The organism is Paenibacillus sp. CR_12, assembly GCF_041953985.1.
Classification (GTDB): Bacteria; Bacillota; Bacilli; order Paenibacillales; family Paenibacillaceae; genus Paenibacillus_AQ; species Paenibacillus_AQ lautus_A.
This window is the reverse complement of sequence record NZ_JAVFHO010000005.1, coordinates 625,752-642,401: the sequence shown is the minus strand read 5'-3', so window position 1 is coordinate 642,401 and position 16,650 is coordinate 625,752. Positions and strand designations below refer to the sequence as shown.

At 50.2% G+C, this 16,650-nt stretch carries 16 protein-coding genes; all 16 read left to right on the top strand.

The genetic code is table 11. The features are described from left to right. Positions 1–118: 118 nt before the first annotated feature. The 16 genes from RB297_RS21485 to RB297_RS21410 all read left to right on the top strand — a co-directional run bounded on the left by RB297_RS21485 (position 119) and on the right by RB297_RS21410 (position 16,500). A complete protein-coding gene (locus RB297_RS21485; RefSeq protein WP_009593637.1) occupies positions 119–1,069 on the top strand; it encodes an ROK family glucokinase in 951 nt (316 codons plus the stop codon). Positions 1,070–1,120: 51 nt separating this feature from the next. Further along, entirely contained in the window at positions 1,121–2,029 is a 909-nt protein-coding gene (rapZ, locus tag RB297_RS21480) for an RNase adapter RapZ (protein ID WP_009593644.1), read from the top strand. A 57-nt stretch (positions 2,030–2,086) separates the two neighbouring features. Beyond that, positions 2,087–3,028 (top strand): gluconeogenesis factor YvcK family protein, encoded by a 942-nt coding sequence (locus RB297_RS21475; protein ID WP_175320789.1) that lies wholly within the window; start codon positions 2,087–2,089, stop codon positions 3,026–3,028. Positions 3,029–3,033: 5 nt separating this feature from the next. After that, positions 3,034–3,963, top strand: coding sequence for a DNA-binding protein WhiA (gene whiA, locus RB297_RS21470; protein ID WP_375121389.1), 930 nt, complete (start codon positions 3,034–3,036; stop codon positions 3,961–3,963). 101 nt (positions 3,964–4,064) lie between these two features. After that, entirely contained in the window at positions 4,065–4,334 is a 270-nt protein-coding gene (locus RB297_RS21465) for an HPr family phosphocarrier protein (protein ID WP_006207570.1), read from the top strand. A gap of 323 nt (positions 4,335–4,657) precedes the next feature. Next, positions 4,658–6,454, top strand: a complete 1,797-nt coding sequence (locus RB297_RS21460; protein WP_375121388.1) for an ABC transporter ATP-binding protein — start codon at positions 4,658–4,660, stop codon at positions 6,452–6,454. Between the two features lie 39 nt (positions 6,455–6,493). After that, positions 6,494–7,174, top strand: coding sequence for a response regulator transcription factor (locus RB297_RS21455; protein WP_213579910.1), 681 nt, complete (start codon positions 6,494–6,496; stop codon positions 7,172–7,174). Then, on the top strand, positions 7,174–8,253 hold the full coding sequence (locus tag RB297_RS21450; RefSeq protein WP_375121387.1) for a sensor histidine kinase: 1,080 nt from the start codon (positions 7,174–7,176) through the stop codon (positions 8,251–8,253). Before RB297_RS21455 ends, RB297_RS21450 begins: the two co-directional genes overlap by 1 nt. Positions 8,254–8,891: 638 nt before the next feature. Further along, the gene (locus RB297_RS21445) at positions 8,892–9,695 is read left to right on the top strand and encodes a hypothetical protein (RefSeq protein WP_375121386.1); all 804 of its coding nucleotides are present in this window, start codon (positions 8,892–8,894) and stop codon (positions 9,693–9,695) included. A gap of 193 nt (positions 9,696–9,888) precedes the next feature. Beyond that, entirely contained in the window at positions 9,889–10,650 is a 762-nt protein-coding gene (locus tag RB297_RS21440) for an SIMPL domain-containing protein (protein WP_096777142.1), read from the top strand. A 406-nt stretch (positions 10,651–11,056) separates the two neighbouring features. Further along, positions 11,057–12,028 (top strand): ABC transporter ATP-binding protein, encoded by a 972-nt coding sequence (locus RB297_RS21435; RefSeq protein ID WP_375121385.1) that lies wholly within the window; start codon positions 11,057–11,059, stop codon positions 12,026–12,028. Then, on the top strand, positions 12,025–12,873 hold the full coding sequence (locus RB297_RS21430; RefSeq protein ID WP_036664936.1) for an ABC transporter permease: 849 nt from the start codon (positions 12,025–12,027) through the stop codon (positions 12,871–12,873). The genes RB297_RS21435 and RB297_RS21430 overlap by 4 nt, the downstream gene beginning before the upstream one ends. Next, complete coding sequence (locus RB297_RS21425) at positions 12,874–13,680, top strand: ABC transporter permease (protein ID WP_096777144.1); 807 nt, start codon at positions 12,874–12,876, stop codon at positions 13,678–13,680. It begins immediately after the preceding gene. 65 nt (positions 13,681–13,745) lie between these two features. Next, positions 13,746–14,798, top strand: coding sequence for an ABC transporter substrate-binding protein (locus tag RB297_RS21420; protein ID WP_009593633.1), 1,053 nt, complete (start codon positions 13,746–13,748; stop codon positions 14,796–14,798). 234 nt (positions 14,799–15,032) lie between these two features. Beyond that, entirely contained in the window at positions 15,033–15,287 is a 255-nt protein-coding gene (locus RB297_RS21415; RefSeq protein WP_192570094.1) for a hypothetical protein, read from the top strand. Positions 15,288–15,426: 139 nt separating this feature from the next. Beyond that, positions 15,427–16,500 (top strand): PdaC/SigV domain-containing protein, encoded by a 1,074-nt coding sequence (locus tag RB297_RS21410; protein ID WP_192570093.1) that lies wholly within the window; start codon positions 15,427–15,429, stop codon positions 16,498–16,500. Positions 16,501–16,650: the final 150 nt, after the last annotated feature.

The following is a 16,650-nucleotide window of genomic DNA, read 5'->3' as shown; positions in this document are numbered from 1 at the left end:
AAAGGGCTGGTTCGAGTTTCACGTCCGGTTGTCTTCTCTTGACCGCAGGAGTGCCTTCAATTATAGTGGGTACAGTAGGAGCAATCTATAATATAGAAGGAAAAAGGTGGCTTGAAACATGTCTGAGAACATCTACGTCGGTGTCGATCTTGGCGGAACAGCTATTAAAGTTGGAATATGTAACGAAGAAGGGCATCTTCTGCAGAAGTACGAAGGGCCGACGGAAACAGCCAAAGGCGTTGACACGGTTATCGACAACATTGAGAAATATGTGCGTCACATTGTGGAAGAATCGCCATACAGCTGGGATCAACTTGCTGGTGTGGGAGCTGGTTTCGCCGGGTTTACGAATATACGTGAAGGCATCATCATTCTGGCACCGAATGTAGGATTTAAAGATGTACCGATTCGCGCACTGCTTGAAGAGCGTCTCGGCAAGCCCGTCAAAATAGACAACGACGCCAATGTGGCTGCCCTGGGTGAGGCTTGGAGCGGCGCAGGACGCGGCGTGGAGAACTGCGTATGCTACACGCTCGGAACCGGCGTGGGCGGCGGCATTATCGTAAACGGCAAAATTTATCAAGGCTTTGGCGGCATGGCCGGCGAGCTTGGGCACATCTCGGTCGTGCCTGATCTGGAAGCCATTCAATGCGGATGCGGCGAAATGGGCTGTCTGGAGACGGTTTCATCGGCAACCGGCATTATCCGCATGGCGAAGGATGCCGTTGAGCGCGGAGACCGGACTTCCCTTGCGCATGTGGAGAGCATTGCGGCGAAGGAAGTGTTTGATGCTGCGAAAGCGGGCGATGAAGTCGCTATTCGCATCGTGAATCGCGCAGCCTATTACCTCGGCAAATCCATGGCAGCCGTAGCTGCCGTGTTAAATCCCGAAGCGTTTATCATCGGCGGCGGCGTTTCCAAAGCCGGGGACATTCTGTTTAATGAAGTTCGTGCCGTATTTGCTAAACTGACCCCGGAACCGCTTCAGCGCGGCGTACGGATCGTTCCAGCTGAGCTTGGCAACGACGCCGGCGTTGTTGGCGCAGCCGGTTTGCACTTGCGTTCGTAGTATTATTCACCATACATCGTCTGATCTAAACTTATAAGGGAGGGAAAGCTGATGCTGGAAGCAGCCGACCGCGGCAGCAACACATCATCCATGGCCACCCTGATCATCATCACCGGGATGTCGGGAGCAGGTAAGACCTTGGCCGTACAAAGTCTGGAGGATCTTGGATTCTTTTGCGTCGATAACCTGCCCCCGGTGCTCATTCCGAAATTCGCGGAGCTGATCGATCAATCGAAGGGTAAGATCGGCAAGGTTGCATTGGTCATCGACCTGCGTGGCCGCGAATTCTTCACCGCTTTATCGGAGTCGCTGAATTACATCAAGGACCACTTCACCATCCACTGCGAGATTCTGTTCCTGGATGCCACGGACTCCGTGCTTGTTCAGCGTTACAAGGAAAGCCGTCGCCGCCATCCGCTCGCTCCGGAAGGCATGCCGCTCGACGGTATCCGATTGGAGCGCAAAATGCTGGATGAACTGAAAAATTCGGCCACCCAGGTCATCGATACCAGCAACATGAAGCCTGTGCGGTTGAAGGAGAAGATCATCTCACGCTTCACGCATTTGGAGAGCAGCACGTTATCGGTCAACATTACGTCTTTTGGATTTAAGTACGGCATTCCGATTGACGCCGATCTGGTGTTTGATGTGCGTTTTCTGCCCAATCCGCATTATGTGGAGCATCTGCGGCCCAATACCGGCCAAAACAGCGATGTATACGAGTACGTCATGAAATGGCCGGAGACGCAAGCTTTTCTGACCAAACTGCTCGATATGCTGCATTTCTTGATCCCGCAGTACCGCAAGGAAGGCAAGAGTCAGGTGATCATCGGCATTGGCTGTACCGGCGGGAAGCATCGTTCCGTAGCGATTGCCGAGTATCTCGGCAAAATGCTGGGCGTCAGCGAAACGGAGACGGTATCGGTGAGCCACCGCGATTCTGAGCGGGATCGGCATTAATTAAGGGAAGTGATAAATGTGGCTGTGCAAGCTAGAAAGCGCCCCCGCATCGTCGTGATGGGTGGAGGAACCGGGCTGTCCGTCATGCTGCGGGGACTCAAAGAAAAGCCTCTCGATATTACGGCCATCGTCACCGTTGCGGATGACGGGGGTAGCTCCGGCATACTGCGTAGCGAGTTGCAGATGCCGCCTCCGGGAGATATTCGTAATGTACTGACAGCACTCGCGGATGTGGAGCCGCTGTTATCCGATATATTGAAATACCGTTTCAAGAATGGCTCGGGACTGGCCGGGCACAGCCTCGGCAATTTGATCCTGGCTGCCATGACGGATTTGCACGGTGATTTTGTCACGGCAGTCAAGGAGATGAGCCGGGTTTTTGTTGTTCGCGGACAGGTGCTGCCCGCAGCGGGCGAAGCTGTCATTCTGCATGCGGAGATGGAGGACGGCACGATTGTGACCGGCGAATCCAAAATCCCGGAGGCCGGGCGCCGCATCAAGCGGATCTTCCTGGAGCCGGAACATGTGGAACCGCTGCCGGAAGCGCTGGAAGCGATTCAACAGGCCGATGCGATTCTGATCGGTCCGGGCAGCCTGTACACCAGTATTTTGCCCAATTTGCTGGTTCCCAAGCTTGCCGAAGCCATTGTCTCGTCCGAAGCGATCAAAATGTTTGTGTGCAACGTGATGACGCAGCCGGGAGAAACCGATAATTATACGGTGAGCGATCATTTGCAGGCCGTTTACGACCATATTGGTCTTCATCTGTTCGATTATGTTATTGTTAATGATGGTGAGATTCCGCCTCAGGTTCAGGACAAGTATGCACAGAAGGGCGCGAAGCCCGTGCTGCTGGACCGCGATGAGGTGACCAGCCGAGGATATAAACTTATTGCCGATAAGCTTGTGCTATTTAGAACATACTTAAGGCATGATGCTGACAAGCTGAGCAATCATATTTTTCAGCTGGTACAGGATTGGATTACACGAAAGGGGTGAGTACCTTGTCCTTTGCGGCACAGACGAAGAAAGAACTGACGATGATCGAAAGCCAGAGCTGCTGTGAAAAAGCCGAACTGTCCGCGCTCATTCGGATGAACGGCTCTGTTCAGCTTTCGAACAAAAAGGTAATCCTGGATATTTCGACGGAAAATGCCGCGATTGCAAGACGTATTTATTCCTTAATTAAGAAGCATTTCCAGGCGCATACCGAACTTTTGGTGCGTAAAAAAATGCGTTTGAAGAAGAATAACGTATATATCGTTCGTATTCCCGCCCAAGTTCAGGAGATCCTGAAAGAGCTTCGCATCGTCTCCGAAGGCTTTCTGTTTCAATCGCACATCGACGAGCAGATCGTTCGCAAAAATTGCTGTAAGCGGGCTTATCTGCGAGGTGCCTTCATGGCAGGCGGATCCGTGAACAACCCGGAGGGGTCTTCGTACCATCTGGAAATTGCCTCGATGTATGAGGAGCATTGCCAGTCCCTGGTGGACCTGGCGAATGAATTTCATCTGAACGCACGCTGCATCGAGCGGAAGAAGGGCTTCATCTTCTACATCAAGGAAGGCGAAAAAATCATCGAATTCCTCAATTTGATCGGTGCCCATCAGGCCTTGTTCAAGTTTGAGGATGTCCGGATTATGCGGGACATGCGCAATTCGGTGAACCGGATCGTAAACTGCGAGACCGCCAACCTGAACAAAACGATCGGCGCGGCCGTCCGTCAGATTGAGAACATCAAGCTGCTCCAAAAGGAAGTGGGTCTTGAGAATTTGCCCGATAAACTGCGGGAAGTGGCAGAGATTCGGCTGGCTCATCCGGATATGAACCTGAAGGAAGTCGGCGAATTGCTCAAAGGAACCGTCAGCAAATCAGGCGTCAATCACCGTCTGCGCAAAATCGATGAATTGGCCGAAAAGATTCGGAATGCTTAAGATTTTTTCTTCTAGTGTCCTGTATGGTAAAATGGTATAATATTATAAAATGTCAATCGCGCTTTCAATGCAGCAGATTTATTAGATAGGGGGTAATTTTCATGACAAAGCACCCGGTAGTCGTTCGGTTAAAGACGGGTCTTCACGCCAGACCGGCCGCGCTGTTCGTTCAGGAAGCGAATAAATACTCATCTGAAATTTTTGTTGAAAAAGATGATAAAAAAGTAAATGCCAAAAGTATCATGGGAATTATGAGCCTTGCGATCAGCTCAGGAACGGAAGTTTACATTAGTGCTGAGGGAGCTGACGCTGAGCAAGCGGTTACTTCACTCGTGAACTTGGTGAGCAAAGAGGAACTCGAGAACCAATAGGGTAACCGTGATTCAAGTTTAAGAAAAGTCTTGTTACAGCAAGGCTTTTTTTGCTATCAGGCGCTGCCTTGGGGTTCTCGCTCGCTTGTCGCGTACATAAGAACATGATTGAAGAGAAGGGGCGGAGACATCCGTCCTTTTTTAAATCCGTTTTTGGGGTCGCCGCAAAGCATTGGGAATAAGCATCGAAGCATAAGCTCCACTTGGTGGGGTTATTTTGCGTTGTTTTCCGAATCGTAAGCCATCGTTTAACTTCAGTTTAACTTGCTGATATATTCTCTTCTTACAGACAATATAAAGGGATGGGAAGGGAAGGGAGTACAATGAGTCCAACGGGTACTGCTATACAGGAAATCAAGCGCGAAGAACGGGCCGGGAGCAAGAAGGCAGGTTCTCAGGCGTTCTTCCGGTTATTGAAGGAAACGAAACCGCCGATGCTGCTGCTGATCGGGGCGATCCTGCTGAATGTGATCTCAACCTTGGTCGGGCTTGTCATACCCATGTTTACGAAGAGCCTGGTGGATGGCTTCTCGCTGACGGATATGAATCGGTCCCATATCATTGGGCTCGGCATCGCGTTTGTGGTGCAGACGATTGCTGCCGGGGTCTCGATTTTTCTGTTAAGCTATACGGGACAAAAGATGGTGGCTGCCCTGAGGGAGCGGCTGTGGAAAAAGCTGCTTGTGCTGCCCATCCGCTATTTCGATCATAACCGTTCGGGGGAATCGGTCAGCCGGATGACGAATGATACAGGAGTGATCAAAAGCCTCATATCAGACCATGTGGCCGGATTCTTCAGCGGGATCATATCCATTGTGGGTTCCATTGGGGTGCTCCTTTATCTAAACTGGAAAATGACGCTGACGATGTTTATCGTCATTCCGATAGCGGCGCTGATCCTTGTCCCGCTCGGCAGGAAGATGTACAAAATATCGTTGGGCATGCAGGACGAGACGGCGTCGTTTACGGCGAATATCAGCCAGGTGCTGTCGGAGATTCGGCTGGTTAAAGCCTCTAATGCGGAGAATAGAGAGTATGAGAACGGGAACAAAGGCATCACCAACCTGCTGAATTTCGGTATCAAGGAAGGCGTAGTCTCTGCCTGGATCGCACCGCTGATGTCTTTTGTGCTGATGATGCTGCTGGTGGTGGTGATCGGGTATGGCGGATTGCAGGTATCCACCGGAGCACTGACCGCGGGAGAGCTGGTTGCGTTCATCCTATACCTGATTCAGATCGTCATGCCGATGACGCAGTTAACGACGTTTTTTACCCAGCTGCAGAAGGCGAAGGGAGCGACGGAGCGAATATTGGAAACCCTGGATGCAGACGAAGAATCCATTACGGCCGGTGACGAGGTGGCGGATGCCAACCAGCGGTTGTCGATCGAGAACCTTTCGTTCGGGTATAAGCCCGATGAGCTTGTGCTGAATGATATCAGCTTTCAGATGGAGCCGGGGACGGTCACGGCCGTGGTCGGGCCGAGCGGCGGAGGGAAAACGACGCTGTTCTCCATGCTGGAGCGCTTCTACCTGCCGCAGAAGGGACGGATCCGCTTGGGCAAGACGCCCATAGATACCTTCTCCTTACGCTCCTGGCGCGGGTTGATCGGCTATGTATCGCAGGAAAGTCCGATGATTGCCGGAACCATACGCGACAACTTATGTTACGGAATGGACCGCGAAGTGAGTGACGCTGAGCTTCGAAGAGCGGCAGAAATGGCGTATGCCGATGGATTCATTGATGAACTGCCTAGCGGCTTTGATACGGATGTGGGCGAACGGGGCGTGAAGCTCTCGGGCGGACAGCGGCAGCGGATTGCCATTGCCAGGGCTCTGCTGCGGGATCCCAAGATCCTGATGCTGGACGAAGCCACCTCCAGTCTGGACAGCCGTTCCGAGATCGAGGTGCAGAAGGCGCTCAAGAACCTCATGGCTGGACGGACGACGATCATTATCGCGCACCGGTTATCCACGGTGGTGGGGGCCGATCAGATCATATTTATAGAAAAAGGAACGGTGACCGGCCGGGGAACGCATGATGAATTGATCGGGCAGCATGATATGTACAGGGAGTTTGCCGTTCAGCAGCTGCAGATGAATGAGGCAATCGAGGCTTAAAAGCAGCTTGTAGAGCCATAGAAGGAAGGGGGGGCCATCATGGCAAAAATATTGGTTGTGGACGACGATCCGAACATCCGCGAACTTATCAAGGTGTTCCTGGAGGAGGCGGGGATGGAAGAGGTGATGGAGGCCTCGGATGGCGTCGAGGCCCTGTCCGTGATGGAGCAAGTTTCGGTCGATCTGGTCGTGATGGATATCATGATGCCCAATATGGACGGATGGGAGCTCTGTCGGGAGATTCGGAGGAATACCGGCATTCCGGTGTTGATGCTGACGGCAAAAGGGGAGACGAGACAGATCGTGAAGGGTTTTGAGCTGGGCACGGACGATTATCTCGTGAAGCCTTTTGAGCCCGCGGAGCTTGTCGTACGCGTCAAAGCGCTGCTGAAGCGATATCAGGTAGCCGCATCGCAGACGGTCACGATCGGTAACCTGCAGATGAACCGTAAAACTTATGAGGCCAAAGCCGGCGATGCGGTTTTTACCTTGCCGTTAAAGGAGTTTGAGCTGCTCTTCAAACTGGCCAGTTATCCGGGGAGCACGCTGACGCGCGACCGGCTGATCGAGGATATATGGGGGTATGACTTTGAAGGGAACGAACGCACGCTGGACGTTCACGTGAATCGCCTGCGGGAACGGTTCCCGGAGGAGAAGTACCGGTTCAGGATTCGAACGGTTCGCGGCCTGGGGTATCGCCTGGAGGCAGGTGAGAGCTGATGAGGAGACCGCTCAAAATCTTGTGGAAAATCGTTCGGGAGACGATTCAGACCATCCTAATCTTCGCGGTCTTGGGAGCGTCATGGACGGCGGCGACCTACGTGACGCGGTTTCTTTACAACTGGACGGGAACGCCGCCATGGGATTATGCCGTCCAGCTGATCGACTTGTTTGTCGGCGTCATCATTTTCTTCCTGTGCATGCTGGTCGTGGGGATGTTCTTCAAGCACCGGCAAATGGCCATGCTGAATTCCATTACGGATGCTATGCGCCGGATCTCCCAGGGGGATTTCAGTGTGAAGATGGATGAACACCAATGGCGCGGGGAGTTCAGGATGATTGCCTCCGGCATTAACGACATGGCCGGCGAGCTGGGGCGCATGGAGACGATGCGGCAGGATTTCATCTCCAACGTGTCCCATGAAATCCAATCCCCGCTCACTTCGATTCGGGGGTTCGCAAGGGCGCTCCGAAATCCGCGTCTCACCGAGGAGAAGAGAGCCCGTTACCTGGAGATCATCGAGGGAGAGGGCCGCCGTTTGTCGCAGCTGAGTGACAATCTGTTGAAGCTGTCGTCTCTGGAAGGCGATCAGCCTGCCTTTGAAAGGGCCCGTTACCGGCTCGACGGGCAGCTGCGCGCCGTCGTGTTGGCGCATGAGCCGCAGTGGCTGGCGAAACGGATTCAGGTGGATCTGGATCTCGCCGAGGTCGAGATTGAGGCGACGGAGGATCTGCTGAGTCAAGTGTGGACCAACTTGCTGCACAACAGCATCAAGTTCACGCCCGAGGACGGCATGATCACCATTGTGCTGAAAGCAGGGGAAGACGGAGCCGAGGTTACCATGACCGATACGGGGGTCGGGATGTCGGACTCGGATCAGCTGCATATCTTCGAGCGCTTCTACAAAGCGGACAAATCGCGTAATCGCGCGGCTGGCGGCAGCGGGCTTGGGTTGTCGATCGTGAAGCGGATCGTGGATATCCACCAAGGGAGAATAACGCTCCAATCGGAGCCGGGGAAGGGATCGGCATTTACCGTGGTGGTGCCATACAAGAGTTCCGGCGATACAAAGCAGTGATCGTGGATAAGTTGGAATAAAGAGGATTTTTGTCGATTATATCTATAACTGGAAGAGTTTTATAGGGAGTGTTCTGTGCACTTCATAATTAATCCTAAGAAATAAAAGATGGATACGGAAGTAGTTCCGAAAGCTCAAATAACGAAAAAAACTTTGCAGCCCTTCCCTTCCATTTGGAAGTCCGGAGGGCATTATTCATGTTTCGTGGCAATTTCTCCTACTCCGTTAGCCAGATATCAAATGAAGCAAATCCTCATGCCAGGATGATACTTTTTGTCTAGGTAAATTCTATAAGTTGCGAACAAAGTTGACCTAGTAAATGAATGGGGGTTCAAGTAGTGGACTACTATTGTTAAGAAATAAATGTAATATTAGTAATTACCAATTATAATCTCGGGATTCGCGAATTATGATAGTAATAATGCTTGATTGCTAACTTGTACTTTTTTACATAGTGAATGCGGTGTAATAGTTAACGTGTCATAATAGAATAGAATTACAATACAGGTCTACGTTGTTTTCTTTGACTTTATTATTTGCATAAAAATATTCAAAAAAACAATACAAGTATTGACTTCGAAATGTAAAAATGGTAACTTTTAGGAGGGTTAAAAATATATTTAATGGAGGTAGATTTAATGAACGGAATAAAGAGCAAGATGTTGTGCTTGTCGCTGGTCTGTATATTGATCATATCCTCTTTAACAGAGATGGTGAGCGCAGCGGAGAATAATGGTAACAACCCACTATTAGATGTTGAAGTACCGGATGGTTATCAAGTTATAAAACAATATAATACTGAAGACAAAAGTTCAATAGTTGACAGTCCAATCGATGTTACTTCACTAATTCAGGGAGACAATACTCTATTACAAAATGGAGTCACTGGTAATGCTTATGGAGATGGGAAGGTTACCGAGAATGAGACATTTCTTTATAGAGAGTTGCAAAATCCAGAAACGGGGGAGGTTATGCAACAATATGTTTCGGATGTTACCATTGAACCATTAGCTGTTTATGATTACGGCGGTTCTCAACTTGATCCTGCAGGCAGAGTTAAGCTTACTATACGGCTTCATTATCACACTACTACAAAAGATGGAATGACCTTTATTGGACTGGATAAAATTTACTATCGATATGACATACTTGAAAATCCAAATGGCAGGGTTTCGGTTCATTCTATTAATGGAACAGTCTTGCAATGGGGTCCTGGAATTAATGGTTACGCTCAAACTCAGGAACAAAGAGAAGTCGCCATAGGCTACACTCCTGGTGAGACTAATTTAATTAATTTAAAGGATAAGGGTTGGGTAGATGTTCTCGAAGGGGGGCTCAATACACAGCTGGGGCTTAAACTTAATGCAACGATAAATAGAGGAGATGGAACGGGATATAATTTCTCTTGGCAATTACTTATAACTGGAAAAGTAATACCTTAATGGTTCGATATTAAAGATTTGTTAATCAAAAGTGTATTTAGTTACTAGGCAGCCTTAGTCCTTAACTGGACTAAGGTTGTTTACTTGTTATATAAAATAATTGAATTTTGGATGCAACATTTACCAATTCCCTCACGTTAGAAGGGTAAGGCAAGCATGGCAGCGATGCCAATATCGAAGGAGGCTGACAAAGATGAAAAGATGGGTCAAACAAGTAGGTTCTATCATGATTGCAGGCGCACTGCTGACTGGCAGCACGGCTTGGGTCGGGTTGAGCGGAGCAACCGAGGTGCACGCGGCGGAGGCAGCACAGCAAAACCTTCTTACCGTACTTGGTAAAGGCGAGATCTCGGTGAAGCCAGATATCGTTTATCTTTCCATCGGGGCAGAATCATATGCGGAAACCGCAAAATCCGCACAGAAGAGCAATGCGCTGAAAATGGATAAGATTACGAAGCTGTTGAAAGAAACCTGGAAGATCGACGACAAGGATATCAAAACCGAGCAGTTCTATGTACAACCGAACTATACGTACTCCGATGAGAATGGACGTAAAGTGAAAAATTACACCGCCTATCATTCCCTGGAAGTTACGCTTCGCGATCTGAGCAAAGTCGGGGACCTGCTCGATGCAGCATCCGATGCCGGCGCCAATTCCATCGGCAACGCCCGTTTCTCGGTTGAGAACCGCGATGCATTCGAAGCGCAAGTGATTGATAAGGCGATGGCTAACGCAGACCTGAAGGCACAAGCGATGGCGAAGGCGTCCAAGCGTCAACTCGGTATCGTACTGAACATTGTGGAAGGTTCCGTTGGCGTAGATACCATCTATGGCCTCGAAAAAATGGCGATGGAAGCACAGTCCACGGCAGCGGACGCGGGCGCAAACACCTCCGTGAAGCCGGGCGAGATCAAAATCACGACACAGCTGTACGTGCAATACCAGCTGAAGTAGTCGCTGTAATCGACGCAGCATGCGAGAAAACCGTTCATTCCGGTCTTTATCGGGCGAACGGTTTTTTAGCATGTCATTTAAAAAATGAAATACCATTTTCCGGTGCCATATCCGGCCCTTCCCCTGTCGAAATACTCAGAAAAGTGTTGTGTATAGGGGGAAAACGAGGTATAGTGAATATGCGAAAAACTGAACTTTGATCTAACGTTTAAAGCCATACCCATGGATATGGCTTTTTTTTCTTAGTAGAGACTTCTAACCGCCTCCACCCTTAAGAAACGGATTCTGCCAACCTGAGCATAACAGGCAGTAGGACCGTTTCTTCTTAGTGGAGAACGTTTTTGTGCATACTGGTAATAGGATGTACACATGGAAACGAACAGGTCACATTTTGAAGAAGGGGTTGATGCATGTGATTGAACTTGTCCAGATCGAGAAGCATTTTCAGGGACAAGCGGTCGTGCATCCGCTGTCGCTCTCCATTAAAGAAGGGGAATTCCTGACTTTGCTGGGCCCCAGCGGCTGCGGCAAAACGACGATTCTCCGAATGATAGCAGGATTCGAGCAGCCGACCGAAGGACAGGTATGGCTGGCGGGTCAGAATGTGACGGATATGCCTGCGAACAAGCGGGATTTGAATTTGGTATTCCAACACTATGCTCTGTTTCCGCATATGACCGTAGAAGACAATATCGCTTTTGGACTGAAAATGAAAAAAATGTCGCGCCAGCTCATCAAGGAGCGCGTGGACGAGGCTGTTGCGATAACGCAGCTGACCGCCTTGCGGGAACGCTTCCCGCACCAGTTGTCCGGCGGACAGCAGCAGCGCGTGGCCATTGCGCGCGCCATCGCCAACAAGCCGAAGGTGCTGCTGCTGGATGAACCGCTCGGCGCGCTGGATTTGCAGCTGCGGAAGAACCTGCAGTCCGAGCTCAAGCATTTGCAGCGGACGCTCGGGATCACGTTTGTATATGTAACGCACGACCAAGAGGAAGCCATGATGCTGTCCGACCGGATCGTCATCATGAACCATGGACGGGTAGAGCAAATCGGCACGCCGCGCGAGATCTATGCGAGACCGCAAACGCTGTTTGCCGCCACGTTTGTAGGGGAGAATAACGTCTTCTCCTCGCCCGAGGGGCTTTTTGCCGTACGGCCGGAGAAACTCATTCCCCAGCGGGAATCGGGTGCCAAGAAGAGCGGCGTGATTGAGGATGTGCAGTACCTCGGCAGCGTTCATAAGCTGCTGGTCCAATTGGACGATGAGCCGATGAAGGTCACGATTGCCCTCGATATCTCGGATGACCATCCGTGGGAGGTTGGCGAACGGGTTGGGGTGAACTGGAACGCCAAGGATGAGGTGATCATCGGGCCATGAGGAAATCAAGGTTCCTGTTGACTCCGGTGCTGCTGTGGTTATCCCTGTTCCTAATCGTTCCGATGCTGATCGTGGTCGGCATTTCCTTTCTCTCGCGGGATTCGCTCGGGAATGTCGTGTTTTCCTTCAGTCTGGAAGGATACAAGACTTTTTTTGATCCATTATATTTGGGCATCTACTGGGATACCTTGGTACTGTCGCTGCTGACTACGGTGATATGCTTGTTAGTCAGCTATCCTTTGGCCTATTATATAGCCAACGCTTCCCCGCGTATCCAAACCTGGGGATTGATTCTGATCACGGTTCCGTTCTGGATCAACTTTTTGATTCGAACCTATGCGTGGGTTTTGCTGCTCCGGACGCAAGGCGTGGTAAACAGCCTGCTGATGTGGGTTGGATGGATCGACGAGCCGATTCAGATGCTGTATACGTACGGCGCCGTACTGCTCGGGATGGTGTATAACTTCATTCCGTTCATGGTGCTGCCGATTTACGTGGCCTTGGAGCAGATGGACAAACGTCTGCTGGATGCGGCCAGCGATCTGGGCGCTTCCAGATGGAAGGCATTTCGGCATATTACCTTGCCTCAGAGCAAGTCCGGCATCATGACGGGTGCGGTTCTGGTCTACGTATCGACTTCCGGGATGTTTGTCGTCACGGATATATTGGGGGGCGCCAAGTCCTCCATGATCAGCAATATCATTCAGCAGCAGTTCCTGGGTGCGCGCAACTGGCCCTTTGGAGCGGCGTTATCGGTTATTTTTGTGATTACGTCCTTGGTGCTGATCCTGCTCTTTAACCGGGCGATGCAAGCCCGCCATCAACGCGTAGGGGAGGGGAGATAAGTGAAAAAGAAGAATCACCCGCTGCTCGGGGTTCACTCTTTCCTTATGATGGCTTTCATCTATGTACCCATCGTCATGATTATCATCTATTCCTTTAACGATACGCGGCTTAGCGGCAATTGGGAAGGCTTTACGATGGATTGGTATGTGTCGCTATTCCAGAATCGGCACGTGATGGAAGCGCTGATGAACAGTTTGACGGTGGCCGTCATCTCGACGATCGTTTCCACCCTGCTCGGGACTGCAGCGGCGCTCTCGCTTCGGAATTTGGGGCGTAAAGGCCGCAGCGGCATGAATGGCCTGCTGTATCTGCCGGTCATCATCCCGGATATTATTATGGGGCTGTCGCTGCTGGTGCTGTTCAGTCAACTGAACATGCCGCTTGGCAAGGCAACGGTGATCATCGCCCATATTACGTTCAGCCTGTCGTACGTCTATGTCGTGGTAACGGCCCGACTGTCAGGGATGGGCAAACAGCTGGACGAGGCTGCCCAGGATTTGGGCGCCACGCCTTGGCAAACGTTCCGGCACGTCACGCTGCCGCAGATTGCACCGGGCATTATCTCCGGCGCATTGATTGCTTTCACGCTGTCGCTGGACGATTTTATGGTCAGCTTTTTCGTCGCCGGCCCAAGCTCAACAACGCTGCCGATCTATATATACGCTCAGGTGAAGCGCGGCATCTCGCCAGAGATCAACGCGCTGTGTACGCTGCTCATACTGGTCAGTATCACGCTGATCCTGTTAGCCCAATATATTCTTAACCGCGGCAATGGGCAGAAGAAACACAAAACATTACCGATCTAAGCGATAGAAACGCTTTTTTCGAAATAAAATTAAAACATGCAAGTGGAAAGAGAGGAGATATTGAATTGAAAAAATCAAGATGGACCCGCCTGCTGACGGCAGGCATGGTTGCGGTATTGTCTGTAGGACTGCTGGCCGGCTGCGGCTCGGATAAGGAGACGCTTCATATTTACAGCTGGGCGGATAACTTCGATCCCGAGGTGCTGAAGGACTTTGAGGAGAAGTTCGACGTGAAGGTAACCTACGACAACTACGCGAACAACGAAGACCTGCTGGCTAAGATCAAGGCTGGCGGCAGCGGTTATGACCTCATTCAGCCGTCCGATTATATGGTCAAAACGATGATTGAATCGGAGCTGCTTGAGCCGCTTGACATGAATAATATCCCGAACTTCGTCAATATTACGGATACTTTCAAAGATCCGTCTTATGACCCGGGCAATAAATATTCGATCGTTTACACGTCCGGAGTAACGGGAATTGCATATAACAAGAAGTATGTGAAGGACGAAATCAACAGCTGGGAAGACCTCTGGAATCCGGAATACAAGGGCAAAGTCCTGCTTCTGGACGACAACCGTGAAATGATCGGCATGGCGCTGAAAAAGCAAGGGAAATCCAACAGCAGCACGGATGAGGCGGAAATCACGGCTGCATCCGATGAGCTGAAGACACTGCTGCCCAATGTCCTTGCGTTTGATACGGACAATATTAAGCAGAAGATGATTCAGGAGGAAGGCTGGATTGCCACGGTTTGGTCCGGTGACGCGGCGTTCATCGCGGCGGAGAATCCGGATGTAGCGTACGTGGTGCCTGAAGAAGGAGCGACCATATTCTCGGACAACTACGCGATTCCTAAAGGCGCGAAGAATAAGGAGCTGGCCGAGAAATTCATCAACTTCATGATGGAGCCTGAAGTCAGTGCCAAAAACTATGAATTTATCGGATACAGCAATCCGAACACGAAAGCGATGGAATTCCATAGCGAGGAATACCGCGCCAATACGATGATCAACCTGACGGAAGAGGAGCTGGGCCGTACCGAGTGGCTCGATAATGTCGGTGACTCGCTCTCCGTCTATGATCGTTTATGGACCGAACTGAAGAGCGGTCGTTAGTATAAGCTTCAGTTCTTCATCTTTTTGTAATAAAGGAAGCCTGTCCCCTAAAGGGGATGGGCTCTTTTTTTTGCAGAGCAGAATGAGACATTAGTCCCAAAGTGGGAAGAATTGGCCGATTTTCAGGAATTCCACCACAACTTCAGGATCCTTTTCGTTGTTATATATAAGGAGGTTGTATACGGTTTAGGCCCGTTTTTTATAAATGGGGTATCCCAGAAAGGAAGAAGCAGCTTGAGTGATCTGACGAGCATGGGGTTTATTGCTTTGATTGTTGCAGGCATCGCTGCTGTTTTTTTTCTGAATTTTTTCAGGAAAAGCGCGCTGCATCTGCTGCTGACGAGCATTCACAGTGCACTCGTTGGCATCGGTTTGATTCTTCTTGCTTACGTTGTCCAAGGCAGTGAACTACTGCTGCTTGCGGGTTCAAGTGCTCTCTTGTTCGGTGTGTTTCTTAGCGCAGCGGCGTTCGTCCGGAAAGAATCATGAGAATGTATAGGTCCTATGGCATGGAGTCAAAATTGTCATTCACTTTGTTACCAATACATTGAAAGCTTTCCTTATAATGATTAAGGGTAATAGATTAACAACTAACGGAAACTTAATTTAACAAAGGTGGAATTCTGATATGAATCCTAAATTTCGTGTATGTGCATCATTAATTGCAACTAGTGTCCTGCTTGGTAGTCTTGGTTTGAGCGGACAGGTCATCGATGCAAGCGCCGCTAAGGCACCCGTTTCCGCCAGCCAAAAAACGTCGAAAAATGAAGTTGTACTGAAATGGAACGGCAAAACCTTGTCACAAAAAGGTCTAGTGCTGCATGGGGTAACTTATGTGCCAGCGACAGCTTTGCGGGATGGTCTGGGGATGCCTCTTAAATATGATTCCAAAAAACGCACGTATACACTGGGTAACGGCTATAACAAGCTGAGCGCCGCCGTGTATGCTGCAAGCGAAATCGGCATTCTGGTGAACGGTTCGTATGCCGGCGAGCCTGGCGGACAGATCATCAATGGACGTCTGTATCTGCCGTTCAAAACGATCAGCGAATACATGGGCGTTCAGGGACAATGGAATCCTTCCTTGAAAACACTGAGCATGACACAGAAGAAGCTGAATGACATTACCATTAAATCGGTTGCGCTCAAGAAGAATATTCAGGGCGTAGACGCTGTTGTGAACTATCCTGTAATCAGCGGACTCGATAATGCGGAGGTCCAAGCCGAAATCAACAAAGTGTTGAAAGAAAATGCGTCCGGCGTAATCACCGGCGCGGAAGGAAACGCCGAGGAATTCCCGCCGTCGGAATCCAGTTTCCCTTACGAATTCAGCGGTGACTTCGTGGTCCATTACAACCAGAACGACATCCTGAGCATTACGGCGTATGATTATTCGTACACCGGCGGTGCCCATGGCATGACCTTCCGTAAAAGCTTCACGTTCTCCTTGAAGGACGGCAAGCAAATGAAGCTGGGCGATTTCATCAACATGCAGGGCAAGAACAAGCAGAAGCTGAACAACCTTGTGCTGAGCAAGATGAAGAAAGAGGGAGGTTACCTCGGCGGTTTTGAGGGAGTGCCTGCCGATGCCGACTTCTATGTGAAGGATAACGCGGCGGTGCTGTACTTCCAGCTTTATGAATACACCGCCTATGCCTATGGATTTCCTGAGTTTGAGCTGAAGCTGAAAGAGTGGAAGTAAGAGTATATCATAGGCGGTTTGTGTAAACTGTAATCACTAAATTTCATACTATAGCTTGTTTAGATACATGATGCTGTCCTGATGTAACACTGTGCTGGAACCCGTTGCGATAAATCCCCTGATCAATTGAGCGTGGAGCATATACTCCTG

Coding starts and splice junctions, on each gene's coding strand:
- RB297_RS21475 (WP_175320789.1), top strand. CDS start 2,087: ATGGGTGGAGGAACCGGGCTGTCCGTCATGCTGCGGGGACTCAAAGAA.
- RB297_RS21410 (WP_192570093.1), top strand. CDS start 15,427: ATGAATCCTAAATTTCGTGTATGTGCATCATTAATTGCAACTAGTGTC.
- rapZ (WP_009593644.1), top strand. CDS start 1,121: ATGCTGGAAGCAGCCGACCGCGGCAGCAACACATCATCCATGGCCACC.
- RB297_RS21460 (WP_375121388.1), top strand. CDS start 4,658: ATGAGTCCAACGGGTACTGCTATACAGGAAATCAAGCGCGAAGAACGG.
- RB297_RS21465 (WP_006207570.1), top strand. CDS start 4,065: ATGACAAAGCACCCGGTAGTCGTTCGGTTAAAGACGGGTCTTCACGCC.
- RB297_RS21440 (WP_096777142.1), top strand. CDS start 9,889: ATGAAAAGATGGGTCAAACAAGTAGGTTCTATCATGATTGCAGGCGCA.
- RB297_RS21445 (WP_375121386.1), top strand. CDS start 8,892: ATGAACGGAATAAAGAGCAAGATGTTGTGCTTGTCGCTGGTCTGTATA.
- RB297_RS21455 (WP_213579910.1), top strand. CDS start 6,494: ATGGCAAAAATATTGGTTGTGGACGACGATCCGAACATCCGCGAACTT.
- RB297_RS21435 (WP_375121385.1), top strand. CDS start 11,057: ATGCATGTGATTGAACTTGTCCAGATCGAGAAGCATTTTCAGGGACAA.
- RB297_RS21450 (WP_375121387.1), top strand. CDS start 7,174: ATGAGGAGACCGCTCAAAATCTTGTGGAAAATCGTTCGGGAGACGATT.
- RB297_RS21485 (WP_009593637.1), top strand. CDS start 119: ATGTCTGAGAACATCTACGTCGGTGTCGATCTTGGCGGAACAGCTATT.
- RB297_RS21430 (WP_036664936.1), top strand. CDS start 12,025: ATGAGGAAATCAAGGTTCCTGTTGACTCCGGTGCTGCTGTGGTTATCC.